Below are 12,687 nucleotides of genomic sequence, written 5' to 3' on the forward strand. Positions count from 1 at the left end.
TATTCACGGAGAAGATCCTTCGTGGCGGAGGTCGCGCCCCTGACCGGAAGGTCGCGGCGATGGCGCTGGAGCATGCGTATTTGGAAAGAGAAGACGCGCAGGGCGCGCGCCTCTCAGGCGGATTTCCACTTGATCGAGCAGCCCATGGAGGGGATCTGCTCTCTCGGGCCATGGCCGGTCTCGGCCACCTGTTTCATCGCCTCGTAGAGATCGCGGCGCAGATCCGCCGGGCCGGCCTCGCGGCGCGAGGCGTCGAGCCGGCCGCGATATTGCAGCCCGCCGCCCGCGTCGAAGCCGAAGAAATCCGGCGTGCAGGCGGCATCGTAGGCGCGTGCGACGCCCTGCGCCGCGTCATAAAGATAGGGGAAGGGAAAGCCGCGCTCCTCCGCCATGCGTTTCATGTTCTCGAAACTGTCCTGCGGATAGGCCTCGGCATCGTTGGCCGAGATCGCCACGACACCGATGCCGAGCGCCTGCAGGTCGCGCGCGTCGCGGATGATCCGGTCGAGCACCGCCAGCACATAGGGGCAGTGATTGCAGATGAACATCACCAGCGTGCCCCTGGGGCCGGCGATATCCGCATAGCCGTAGCGGCGGCCATCGGTGCCGGGCAGGGAAAAGCCCGGCGCCTTCCAGCCGAAATGACAGACGGGCGGGATCGCGGCCATGGCTCAGGCCGCCTTTGCCCGCGCGCCCTCCGCCGCCTCGCGGATGGCGCGGATGTTCTGGCCGTAGACCTCGGGCGCATCGACCGAGCCGCCCTTGAACACCGCCGAACCCGCCACCAGCACATCGGCGCCGGCCTCGACCACCAGCGGCGCGGTCTCGGGGGTGATGCCGCCGTCGATCTGGATATGGATCTCGCGGTCACCGATCATCTGGCGGATCTTGCGCGTCTTCTCGATGCCGGAATGGATGAATTTCTGCCCGCCGAAACCGGGATTCACCGTCATGATCAGCACCATGTCGCAGAGATCGAGCACATCGGCCACCGCCTCCGCCGGCGTGCCCGGGTTCAGCACCACGCCCGATTTCACCCCCTGCGCGCGGATCGCCTGAAGCGTGCGATGGATATGCGGGCCGGCCTCCACATGGGCGGTGATCATGTCGGCGCCGGCCTCGGCATAGGCCTCGATATAGGGATCGACCGGCGCGATCATCAGATGCACGTCCATGAAGGTTTTCACATGCGGGCGGAACGCCTTCACCGCCGGCGGGCCGAAGGTGAGGTTCGGGACGAAATGCCCGTCCATCACATCCACATGCACCCAGTCGGCGCCCTGCGCCTCGATGGCCCGGATCTCGGCGCCGAAATTGGCGAAATCGGCCGAGAGGATCGACGGGGCGATCTTGATGGAACGGTCAAAGCTCATGCGCGTGTCTCCTCATGCGCGCGGTCCACGTCCAGCCCGCCCTGAAAGACCCGGCTGGGGCGGATATCCGCCTCTGTAATCGTGCTCAGCGCCTTTGCGTCGAGCGGGCCGGTCGAGGTCTCGAACAGCCGGTTGGCCTGCCGCAGCCGCGCCCGGTCGAGCGCATTGCGGATGGAGCGCGCATTGGCGAAATGCGGCTGCGCGCGCCGCTTGCCGATATACTCCTCCATCGCATGCTTGCCACCCGCGTCAAAGACGTAATTCTGTTCGGCGAGCATGGTCTCGGAGATCCGCGCCAGCTCGTCGTCGCTGTAATCGGGAAATTCGATATGATGCGCGATGCGCGAGCGGAAACCGGGGTTGGAGTCGAAGAACCGGTCCATCCGGTCGGCATAGCCCGCCAGCACCACCACCAGATCGTCGCGGTTGTTCTCCATGACCTGGAGCAGGATCTCGATGGCCTCCTGGCCGTAGTCGCGTTCGTTCTCCGGGCGGTAGAGGTAATAGGCCTCGTCGATGAAGAGCACCCCGCCCATGGCCTTCTTCAGCACCTCCTTGGTCTTGGGGGCGGTGTGGCCGATATACTGGCCGACCAGATCGTCGCGGGTAACGGTGACCAGATGGCCCTTGCGCACATAGCCCAGCCGATGCAGCAGATCGGCGATCTTCAGCGCCACCGTGGTCTTGCCGGTGCCGGGATTGCCGGTGAAGCTCATGTGCAGCGTGGGGGTCTCGGTGGCGAGCCCCATCTCGCGCCGGGCGCGGTCGACCAGCAGCAGCGCCGCCGTCTCCTTGATGCGCTTCTTGACCGGCGCCAGGCCGATCAGCGTCTCGTCGAGCTCGCGCAGCACCTCTTTCACGCCGGAGTCCTCGTAGGCGGCGGCAAGATCCACGGTCTGCGGCGTCATCTCCTTGGGCTCGGCAGTCATGAGGGCGACCTTCCTGTCTTCCATTGGCTGAAAATATCCATACGGGGCGCTGCCCGTCCCGCGACCGGTCGGGCGGGGGCGCGAGGCCCCCGGCACCGACGTCTCAGGCGTAGCGCGCCCCCTCGGGTTCGCGCACCGCGTAGCTTTCCACCGTGTAGCGGATGCTGCGGCCCTCGCCTTCCTGCCGCACCACGCGGAAGCCGGGCTCCTCGGCGGGACGGTTCACGATGAAGCTCATGCGGATCGATTCCCAGCCCGCGGTCGCGTCGAAGGCCAGCACGCGGATATATTTCCCGCCATGCTCCTTGCGGCATTCGTTGACCTCATAGACCACCGCCGCCGCGTCCGGATTGTCGAACATCGGGTGGCCCCACATCTCCCAGTAGGAATTCCGCGGGTGCGGATCGTCGGTATATTCCACCGAGACCGCCCAGCCGTTGTCGATGGCGTATTGCGCCTGCGTGCGGATGTCGTCGTCGGTGAGATCGGGCAGGAAGCTGAATTGACCTTGTTTCAGTCGCATTATGTGTCCTTTCGCTGTCGGGATGCGCCACGGGCGCAGAGAGGGGGCGGGGGAGAGAGGCCTCTCTCCCCCGATATCGGTCAGGCGGAAACCTCGGGGGTCGGCGCGAAATCGGGCGCGTCGGTCGAGGCGTAATCGAAGGTGACGTCCTTCCAGGTGTCGAGCGCCTGTTTCAGTGGCGTGCAGGTGCGGGCCGCGTCGCGCAGGATGTCCTCGCCCTCGTTCCAGATGTCGCGCCCGGCATTGCGGGCAAAGACCATCGCCTCCAGCGCCACGCGGTTCGCCGTGGCGCCCGCCTGGATGCCATGCGGGTGGCCGATCGTGCCGCCGCCGAATTGCAGCACCACATCCTCGCCCAGATAGGTCAGCAGCTGGTGCATCTGGCCGGCGTGGATGCCGCCCGAGGCGACCGGCATCATCTTGTTGAGCGAGGCCCAGTCCTGATCGAAGAAGATGCCGTTCTCCAGCGCCATCGGATTATATTCCTCGCGGAAGATATCGTAGTAGCCCTTGGTGGTGGCCGGATCACCCTCGAGCTTGCCCACCACGGTGCCCGCATGCAGGTGATCGACCCCGGCAAGCCGCATCCATTTGGCGATGACGCGGAACGACACCCCGTGCGAGCGCTGGCGGGTATAGGTCGAATGGCCCGCGCGGTGCAGGTGCAGGATCATGTCATTGTCCCGCGCCCATTTCGCCATGGACTGGATCGCGGTGTAGCCGATCACCAGGTCGATCATGATGACGACCGAGCCCAGCGACTTGGCGAATTCCGCCCGCTCGTACATCTCTTCCATCGTCGCGGCGGTGACGTTGAGATAGGTGCCCTTCACCTCGCCGGTGGCGGCGGAGGCGCGGTTGACTGCCTCCATGCAATAGAGAAACCGGTCGCGCCAGTGCATGAAGGGCTGGCTGTTGATGTTCTCGTCATCCTTGGTGAAATCGAGCCCGCCCTTCAGCGCCTCATAGACCACCCGGCCATAATTGCGCCCCGAAAGCCCGAGCTTGGGCTTCACCGTGGCACCCAGCAGCGGGCGGCCATAGGCGTTGAGCCGTTCGCGCTCCACCACGATGCCGGTGGCGGGCCCCTGAAAGGTCTTCACATAGGCCACGGGCAGGCGCATGTCCTCGAGCCGCAGAGCCTTCAGCGGCTTGAAGCCAAAGACATTGCCGATGATCGAGGCGGTCAGGTTGGCGATGGAGCCGCCTTCGAAGAGATCGAGATCATAGGCGATATAGGCAAAGAACTCGCCCTCGCTGTTGGGCACCGGGTCCACCCTGTAGGCCTTGGCGCGGTACTTGTCGCAGGCGGTGAGCCGGTCGGTCCAGACCACGGTCCAGGTGGCGGTGGAGCTTTCGCCCGCCACGGCGGCGGCGGCCTCGACCGCGTCCACACCGTCCTGCGGGGTGATGCGGAACAGCGCGATGATGTCGGTTTCCTTGGGCGTGTAATCCGGCTCCCAATAGCCCATCTGGGCATATTTCATCACGCCCGCGCTATAGCGCTTCTTGGCGTCGGTGACGGTCTTGGCGTTGTCCAGCATGGTGGTTTCCTCCTCTGGGGTCTGGTCAGGCCGCGTGGGCGGCGGCGATCCGGGGGGCGAGCGCGCCGCTGGCATAGCGGTGCGCCATTTCATCGAGCGAGATCGGCCTGATCTTGGCGGCCTGACCGGCGGTGCCGAAGCGCTCGAACCGGTCGATGCAGAGCTTGGTCAGCTCCTCCATCGCGGGGATGTTGAATTTGCGCGGGTCGAATTCCTCGGGCTTTTCCTGCGCGATCCGGCGGTACTGCCCGGTCATCGCCATGCGGCAATCGGTGTCGATATTCACCTTGCGCACGCCCATGCGGATGCCGTGCTCGATCTCCTCGACCGGCACGCCATAGGTCTGCGGCATGTGCCCGCCATGGGCGTTGATGAGATCCTGAAGATACTGCGGCACCGAAGAGGAGCCGTGCATCACCAGATGCGTGTTCGGCAGCTTCTCGTGGATGCCCTGGATGGTCTTCATCGACAGGATGTCGCCATCGGGCTTGCGGGTGAACTTGTAGGCGCCGTGCGAGGTGCCGCAGGCAATGGCCAGCGCATCGCATTTGGTGGCCAGCACGAACTCCACCGCCTGATCGGGATCGGTCAGAAGCTGGTCGTGCGACAGCTTGCCCTCGGCGCCCGAGCCGTCCTCCGCCGCCGCCTCGCCGGTCTCCAGCGAGCCCAGAACCCCCAGCTCGCCCTCGACCGAGGCGCCGACCGCATGGGCGGCTTCGGTCACCCGGCGGGTGATCTCGACGTTATACTCGTAGCTGGCGGGGGTCTTCATGTCCTCCTCCAGCGAGCCGTCCATCATCACGCTGGTGAAGCCGTGGCGGATCGCCGAGAGGCAGGTGGCGTCGTTGTTGCCATGGTCCTGATGCATCACGACGTGGTTGTCGGGATACATCTCGCACAGCGCCTCGACCATGTGGCGCAGCATCACGTCGCCGGCGTATTTCCGCGCCCCGCGCGAGGCTTGCAGGATCACCGGCGCGCCGGTGGTCTTCGCGGCCTCCATGATCGCGAGGCCCTGTTCCATGTTGTTGATGTTGAAGGCCGGCACGCCGTAGCTGTTCTCGGCGGCGTGATCCAGCAATTGTCTGAGCGTTATCAGTGCCATTCTCGGTCCTCCCTCAGGCCGCTTGCTTGGGCGCGCAAAGCGCCGCGATGCCGGGCAGCGTCTTGCCTTCCAGCCATTCCAGGAATGCCCCACCGGCGGTGGAGACATAGGTGAAGTCCTGCGTGACCCCTGCCGCGTTCAGCGCCGCCACGGTGTCGCCGCCGCCCGCGACGGTGACCGCGCGGCCCTCGTGGGACAGCGCCGCAGCCTTGCGCGCCACGGCCACCGTTGCCGCGTCGAAGGGCGGGATCTCGAAGGCGCCGAGCGGGCCGTTCCACAGGATCGTGTGGGCGTGGTTGAGCCGCGCCATGAAGGCCTCGGCGGATTGCGGGCCGGCATCGAGGATCATCGCATCAGAGGGGCAGCGGTCGGCGGGCAGGATCTCGTTCGCCGCGCCGGCCCTGAATTCGCGGGCCACCACCACATCCTCGGGCAGCAGGATCTCGCAGCCCGACGCTTCGGCCAGCGTCTCGATCTCGCGCACGGTGGCGATCTGGTCGGCCTCGTGCAGCGAGCGGCCCATCGGGCAGCCGCGCGCATAGAGAAAGGTGTTGGCCATGCCGCCGCCGATGATCACCGCGTCGAGCTTGCCCACGAGGTTCTTCAGCACCGCGATCTTCGACGACACCTTGGCCCCGCCCACCAGCGCCACCGAGGGGCGTTCGGGCGTCTCCAGCGCCGTTGTCAGCGCGTTGATTTCCTCCAGCAGCAGCGGGCCGGCATAGGCGGGCAGGCGCCCGGCAATGGCGGCGGTGGAGGCATGCGCCCGGTGTGCACAGGAAAACGCGTCGTTGACGTAGAGATCACCCAGCCGGGCGAGCTCCGCCGCGAAGCCCGCGTCATTCGTCGTCTCGCCGGGGTTATAGCGCAGGTTCTCGCAAAGCAGCACCTCGCCGTCGCGCAGGCTTTCGGAGAGGATCACCGCGCTTTCGGTGGCACAGTTGTCGGAAAACCGCACCGGCACGCCCAGCGCGTCCGACAGGGCAGGGCGCAGCTTGTCCACCGAAAAGGCAGGGTCCAGTTCGCCCGGTTTCGGGCGCCCGAAATGGGTCAGGATCACCAGCCGCGCGCCCTTTTCCAGCAGCGGCCTCATGCCCGCGGCAAAGCGCGCGATGCGGGTGGCATCGGTGACGCGGCTCTTTTCGACGGGCACGTTCAGATCGGCGCGCACCAGCAGGCGCTTGCCCGCCACATTCGCCTCGGTGATCGGGGTGATGCGCATCAGATGGGCCCTCCCATCGCCACGGCCGTATCGGCCATGCGGTTGGAGAAGCCCCATTCGTTGTCATACCACGACAGGATGCGGACCATGCGCCCATCCATCACCTTGGTCTGGTCCATGTGAAAGACCGAGCTGTGCGGGTTGTGGTTGAAGTCGATGGAGACGTTGGGTTCGTCGGTGTAGCCGAGGATGCCCTTCAGCGGTCCGTCGGCAGCGGCGCGGATCGCGGCGTTCACCTCCTCGACGGACGTGTCTTTCGCCGCCTCGAACACCAGATCCACCACCGAGACATTCGGCGTCGGCACCCGGATCGCCACGCCATCGAGCTTGCCATTGAGCTCCGGAAGCACGAGGCCCACGGCCTTGGCCGCACCCGTGCTGGTGGGGATCATCGACAGGGCGGCGGCGCGGGCGCGGTAGAGATCCTTGTGCATCGTGTCCAGCGTTGGCTGGTCGCCGGTGTAGGAGTGGATCGTGGTCATGAAGCCCTTTTCGATGCCGATGGCGTCGTTCAGCGCCTTGGCCACGGGCGACAGGCAATTGGTGGTGCAGGAGGCGTTTGAGACGACCTTGTCCGCCGCCGTCAGCGTGCCGTGGTTGACGCCGAACACGATGGTCTTGTCGGCGCCCGAGGCGGGGGCGGAGACCAGAACGCGTTTCGATCCGTTCTCCAGATGCAGCGCCGCCTTGTCGCGGTCGGTGAAGATGCCGGTGCATTCCAGCGCGATATCCACGTCGCCCCAGGGCAGTTCGCGCGGGTCGCGCAGCGCGGTCACCTTGATCGGACCGCGGCCCAGGTCGATGCTGTCGCCCGACACCGTGACCTCGCCGGGAAAGCGCCCGTGGACGGAGTCGTAGCGCAGCAAATGGGCGTTGGTCTCGACCGGGCCGAGGTCGTTGATGGCGATGACCTCGATATCGCTGCGGCCCGATTCCGCGATGGCGCGGAGCACATTTCGCCCGATACGGCCAAAGCCGTTTATCGCAACCGTGACAGTCATGGATGTCCCTTTGTTCTTTTATTTCATATCTTTGGCGAGGCCGGCCACGGCCTCTGCGGTGATGCCGAAATGGCGGTAGAGATCGGGCGCGGGGGCCGAGGCGCCAAAGCCCGTCATGCCGACAAAGTCGTCCTCGGGGCGCAGGAAAAGATCCCAGCCCTGTCGGATCGCGGCCTCGATGCCGATGCGCGGGGCGGTGCCCAGAACCTCGGCGCGATACTCCGGGCCCTGCTGCGCGAAAAGCTCGAAACAGGGGGCGGAGACCACGGCGGCCTTGATCCCGTCGGCCTCCAGCAGATCGGCTGCGGCCATTGCGATTTCCACCTCCGAGCCGGTGGCGATCAGCGTCACGTCGCGGGCACCGGGATCGCGCAGGAGATAGGCGCCGCGCGCGGTCAGGTTGGCCTCTGTGTGGCGCGTGCGCAGCGTGGGCAGCCCCTGCCGCGACAGTGCCAGCGTCGAGGGGGTGGCCTCCTGCGTCATGGCGATCTGCCAGGCCTCGGCGGTCTCCACCGCGTCGGCGGGGCGGAAGACCAGATGGTTGGGCATGGCGCGCAAGGACGCGATGGTCTCGACCGGCTGGTGGGTCGGGCCGTCCTCGCCGAGCCCAATGCTGTCATGGGTCATGACATAGACCACCGGCACGCCCATCAGAGAGCTGAGGCGCATCGCGGGCCGGCAGTAATCGGCAAAGGCCAGGAAGGTGCCGCCATAGGGCTTCATGCCCCCGTGCAGCGCGATGCCGTTCATCGCCGCCGCCATGCCATGCTCGCGGATGCCGTAATGGATGTAGCTGCCGGTGTAATCTCCGGGCTTCACAGGGGTTTGCCCCTTGGTCTTCGTGTTGTTCGAGCCGGTCAGATCCGCTGAGCCGCCGACCGTGTTGGGCAGGGTGCCGTTGACGATCTCCAACGCCATTTCGCTGGCCTTGCGGGTGGCGACCTTGGGCCGGTCCTCGGATAGCCGGTGCTTATAGGCGCAGATCGCGGCATCGAGCGCCTTCGCATCGACGGCGCCATGCGCGGCGCGGAACGCCTCCGCCTTCGGGCTCGTCGCCAGCCGTTTGGCCCAGTCGGCGCGGGCCTCGACGCCGCGCGCCGCCACCGCGCGCCACCCGTCCCGGACCTGATCCGGGATCTCGAAGGGCGGCCATCCCCAGCCAAGCGCCTCGCGGGCCGCGGCAATCTCTTCCTCGCCCAGCGGTGCGCCATGTACATCGTGGCTGCCCTGCTTGTTGGGCGCGCCGAAACCGATCACCGTCTTGCAGGCGATCATCGACGGGCGGTCGTTCACCCGCGCGGTCTCGATGGCGGCGGCGACCGCCTCCTTGTCATGCCCGTCGACCGCCTGCACATGCCAGCCGGCGGCGGCAAAACGCGCCCGCTGGTCGGTGGAGGTGGAAAGCTCGGTGCCGCCGTCGATGGTGATGCCGTTGTCGTCCCAAAGCACGATCAGGCGCGACAGTTTCAGATGGCCGGCAAGGTCGATGGCCTCGTGGCTGATGCCTTCCATCAGGCAGCCGTCGCCGGCGATCACATAGGTGAAGTGATCGACGAGATCCTCGCCGAACCGCGCATTCATCATGCGCTCGGCCAGCGCCATGCCCACGGCGGTCGAGATGCCCTGACCGAGCGGCCCGGTGGTGGTCTCGATCCCCTTGGCATGGCCGTATTCCGGGTGCCCGGCGGTGCGGCTCCCGAGCTCGCGGAAGCGCTTGAGCTGCTCCATCGGCATGTCGTCATAGCCCAGCAGGTGGTTGATCGCGTAGACCAGCATCGAGCCATGGCCCGCGCTCATGACAAAGCGGTCGCGGTCGGGCCATGTGTCGTGTTTCGGATCGAGCGTCATGAAGCGGTTGAAGAGCACGGTCGCCACATCCGCCATGCCCATGGGCGCGCCGGGATGGCCGGAATTCGCCGCCTGCACCGCGTCCATGGCAAGCGCGCGGATGGCGTTGGCCATGAGGTCTTCGGTGGTCGAGGCGATGGGTTGCTGAATGGTCATGATGCTCTCCTTCACGCGCGCTTGGAGTCGTTGACGAGCCGCTGCACCATCGGGGTGAATATCAGCTGCATGGCGAGGTCCATCTTGCCGCCGGGGATCACGATGGAATTGGCCCGGCTCATCCAGGAGTTCTGGATCATCGAGGTGAGATAGGGGAAATCGATGCCGCGCGGGTTCTTGAAGCGGATCACCACGAGGCTCTCGTCGGCTGTGGGGATCCAGCGGGCGATGAACGGGTCGGAGGTATCGACCACCGGCACGCGCTGGAAATTCACATCCGTTTCAATGAATTGCGGGCAGATGCAATGCACATAGGCATGCATCCGGCGCAGGATCGTGTCGGTGACCGCCTCGGTGGTATAGCCGCGAGAGGCCTTGTCGCGGTGGATCTTCTGGATCCATTCGAGATTGATCACCGGCACCACGCCGATCTTGAGATCGGCCAGTGCCGAGAGGTTCACCTCGTCATTTTTCACCGCGCCGTGCAGCCCCTCGTAGAACAGCAGGTCGCTATCGTCGGCAAAGGGCTTCCAGTCGGTGAAATGGCCGGGCGGGGTGCCGTGGCGCTCGGCCTCGGCATCGTCATGGATATAGTGGCGGGTGCGCCCGGTGCCGGTCTCGCCATAGATGCGAAAGATCTCTTCCAGCTCGTCCAGCTCGTTGGCGTCATAGGAGAAATGCGAAAAGGTCTCGTCGCCGGCCGCCTTGCGGCTGTCAAGCTCGGCCTTCATGTCGGCGCGGTTGTAGCGGTGAAAGGCGTCGCCCTCGATGCTAACCGCCGAAATGCCCTCGCGGCGAAAGATCTGGTCGAAGGTCGCCTTGACCGTGGTCGTGCCCGCGCCGGAGGAACCGGTGACAGAGATGATCGGGTGTTTCTTGCTCATGGAAGGTATGGTCTTTCTGTCCGGGGGCGGGTCAGACGCGGAACAGGCCGCGATTGCCGAAGAGGGCGGAGACTTCCTGTTCGGGAAGGTCGAAATAGGCGCCGACGCGGTCGACCTTGGTGGCCGAGCCGAAGACGAAGGGCGTGCGCGCGTGCAGGCTGTCGGGGATCTTGTCGAGAATGCGCGTGGTGCCGTCGGTGGCATGGCCCTGTGCCTGCTCCACCAGCATGGCGATGGGGGCGCATTCATAGACCATGCGCAGCCGGCCCATGGCATAGCCGGGGCGGGCGTCGCCGGGATAGAGAAAGAGCCCGCCGCGCGCCAGGATGCGGTGGGTTTCGGCCACCAGCGAGGCGATCCAGCGCATGTTGAAATTCCGGGCGCGGGGGCCTTCGGCGCCAGCGAGGCAATCGTCGATATAGGCGCGCACCGGCTGCGGCCAATGGCGGTAGTTCGAGGCGTTGATGGCGAATTCCGTGCTTTCCTGCGAAATCGTCAGCGCGCTGTTCACCAGGGTGAAGAGGCCGGTCTCGGGGTCGAGGATGTAATCCTGCACACCGTCGCCGAAGGTGACGAGCATCATGCATTGCGGCCCGTAGATGATGTAGCCGGCGGCGATCTGTTCGTGACCGGGGCGCAGGAAACTGGCGGCGCCGTCCTCGTCCGCCTCGCGGATGGAAAAGATCGTGCCGATGGAGACATTGGTCTCGATGTTGGACGAGCCGTCCAGCGGGTCGATGGCCAGCGCCAGCGGGCCGGCCGGGTCGATCTCGGCCACGGTCTCCTGCTCTTCGGACGCGTACCAGCGCACGCCGCTGCCTTTCAGCTCGGTCGCGAAGGCCTCGTCGGCCATCACGTCGAGCGCCTTTTGCCGGTCGCCATCGGCATTGTCGCCGACGGTCGCGGCAAGCTGGCCTCCGAGCGGGCCGCGGGCAATGCGGCGGGACAGGTCGCGGCCGACCCGGCCGAGCGCCTCCATGGCGGGGCGCAGACGGGCCGGGATCGGCGCATCCGGGGAATAGGGGTTGCGGTCGGTCATCAAGGCCTCCTCCTCCTCGACGGGTGACTTCGGCTTGATCATGAAGATCGCGGCTTGTAAGAAAATTTAAAAATTCTGACCTTGGCTTTGGGAAAATTGAATGCGTCGACTGGCCTCGCTGACCTTCAAACAGCTTCGCGCGCTGGAAGCCGTTGAAAGAACGGGCTCAATTTCCCGCGCGGCGGAAGAGCTCGGGCTCACGGCGCCGGCGGTGCACAGCCAGCTCAAGGCGCTGGATGCGACTTTCGGATGCGCCATGCTGTCGCGGGAGGGGGCGGGGCCGTTTGTTGCGACGCCGGAGGGCAGGGTGCTTTTGCAGGCCCATGAAAGGGCCGATGCCGGGTTTCGCCTGGCGCTGCGCCGAATCGATGCGCTCCAGACCGGGCTGGCGGGCACGGTGGTGCTGGGGGTGGTCTCGACGGGGAAATATTTCGCGCCCGGCATCGTGGCGCGGCTGCGCAAGAGCTGCCCCGAGATCGAGGTGCTGTTGCAGGTCGGCAATCGCGACACGATCATCTCGGCGCTTCAGGACGGGGCGCTGGATCTGGCGATCATGGGGCGGCCGCCGCGCGATCCGCCGCTCCAGGCGATTTCGCTGGGCGATCACCCGCATGTGCTGATCGCGCCGCCGGATCATCCGCTGGCCCACGCGCCGCGCATCACCCCCGAGGATGTGCTGAAGGAAACCATCCTGATGCGAGAGCCGGGATCGGGCACACGCATCCTGGCGACCCGGTTTCTCGACCGGATCGGCGAGGGCAAGACCTATGAGCGCTCCGAGATGGGCACCAATGAGACCATCAAGCAGGCGGTGATCGCCGGGCTGGGGCTGGCGCTGATCTCTTATCACACGGTGGTGGAGGAGCTGCGCAGCGGGCGACTGGTGACGCTGGATCTGCCGGGGCTGCCGATCGTGCGGCACTGGTTCCTGCTGCATCCGGAGGACGCGCCGCTCAGCGGGGCGGCCCGCACCGTGTGGGAGTTCATCGCCGCCGAGAAGGACAGTTTCTTGCCGCGCTGGCCCCCGGCCTGAGGCCCAAGATTTTTCGTACGAAAAATCTCT

12 protein-coding genes are annotated in these 12,687 nt (G+C 66.0%); 1 reads left to right on the plus strand and 11 read right to left on the minus strand.

Annotated elements, in window-relative coordinates; translation table 11 throughout:
• Positions 1–113: 113 nt before the first annotated feature.
• The 11 genes from Ga0080574_RS17520 to Ga0080574_RS17570 form a co-directional block, all read right to left on the minus strand.
• Positions 114–668, minus strand: coding sequence for a thioredoxin family protein (locus tag Ga0080574_RS17520; RefSeq protein WP_076702728.1), 555 nt, complete (start codon positions 666–668; stop codon positions 114–116).
• A gap of 3 nt (positions 669–671) precedes the next feature.
• Entirely contained in the window at positions 672–1,373 is a 702-nt protein-coding gene (gene rpe, locus Ga0080574_RS17525) for a ribulose-phosphate 3-epimerase (RefSeq protein WP_076702729.1), read from the minus strand.
• The gene (gene cbbX / locus Ga0080574_RS17530; RefSeq protein WP_076702730.1) at positions 1,370–2,302 is read right to left on the minus strand and encodes a CbbX protein; all 933 of its coding nucleotides are present in this window, start codon (positions 2,300–2,302) and stop codon (positions 1,370–1,372) included. The genes rpe and cbbX overlap by 4 nt, the downstream gene beginning before the upstream one ends.
• 103 nt (positions 2,303–2,405) lie before the next feature.
• On the minus strand, positions 2,406–2,825 hold the full coding sequence (locus Ga0080574_RS17535) for a ribulose bisphosphate carboxylase small subunit (protein WP_076702731.1): 420 nt from the start codon (positions 2,823–2,825) through the stop codon (positions 2,406–2,408).
• Positions 2,826–2,905: 80 nt separating this feature from the next.
• Positions 2,906–4,369: a form I ribulose bisphosphate carboxylase large subunit gene (locus Ga0080574_RS17540; protein ID WP_076702733.1), complete on the minus strand. Its 1,464-nt coding sequence runs from the start codon at positions 4,367–4,369 to the stop codon at positions 2,906–2,908.
• 25 nt (positions 4,370–4,394) lie between these two features.
• A complete protein-coding gene (fba, locus tag Ga0080574_RS17545; protein WP_076702735.1) occupies positions 4,395–5,474 on the minus strand; it encodes a class II fructose-bisphosphate aldolase in 1,080 nt (359 codons plus the stop codon).
• A gap of 13 nt (positions 5,475–5,487) precedes the next feature.
• Positions 5,488–6,696 carry a phosphoglycerate kinase gene (locus Ga0080574_RS17550; protein WP_076702737.1) on the minus strand — a complete coding sequence of 403 codons (1,209 nt, stop codon included), beginning with the start codon at positions 6,694–6,696 and terminating at the stop codon, positions 5,488–5,490.
• The gene (gap, locus tag Ga0080574_RS17555) at positions 6,696–7,697 is read right to left on the minus strand and encodes a type I glyceraldehyde-3-phosphate dehydrogenase (protein WP_076702739.1); all 1,002 of its coding nucleotides are present in this window, start codon (positions 7,695–7,697) and stop codon (positions 6,696–6,698) included. The genes Ga0080574_RS17550 and gap overlap by 1 nt, the downstream gene beginning before the upstream one ends.
• Before the next feature lie 18 nt (positions 7,698–7,715).
• The gene (gene tkt / locus Ga0080574_RS17560; protein ID WP_076702741.1) at positions 7,716–9,701 is read right to left on the minus strand and encodes a transketolase; all 1,986 of its coding nucleotides are present in this window, start codon (positions 9,699–9,701) and stop codon (positions 7,716–7,718) included.
• Between the two features lie 11 nt (positions 9,702–9,712).
• On the minus strand, positions 9,713–10,585 hold the full coding sequence (locus Ga0080574_RS17565; protein ID WP_076702743.1) for a phosphoribulokinase: 873 nt from the start codon (positions 10,583–10,585) through the stop codon (positions 9,713–9,715).
• A 31-nt stretch (positions 10,586–10,616) separates the two neighbouring features.
• Entirely contained in the window at positions 10,617–11,624 is a 1,008-nt protein-coding gene (locus tag Ga0080574_RS17570) for a class 1 fructose-bisphosphatase (RefSeq protein ID WP_076706043.1), read from the minus strand.
• A 100-nt stretch (positions 11,625–11,724) separates the two neighbouring features.
• Here Ga0080574_RS17570 and cbbR point away from each other — a divergent pair, with 100 nt between their 5' ends.
• On the plus strand, positions 11,725–12,657 hold the full coding sequence (cbbR, locus tag Ga0080574_RS17575) for a LysR family regulator CbbR (RefSeq protein WP_076702745.1): 933 nt from the start codon (positions 11,725–11,727) through the stop codon (positions 12,655–12,657).
• Positions 12,658–12,687 lie beyond the last annotated feature (30 nt).

Origin of the sequence: Salipiger abyssi, assembly GCF_001975705.1 — a bacterium.
GTDB classification, from domain to species: domain Bacteria; phylum Pseudomonadota; class Alphaproteobacteria; order Rhodobacterales; family Rhodobacteraceae; genus Salipiger; species Salipiger abyssi.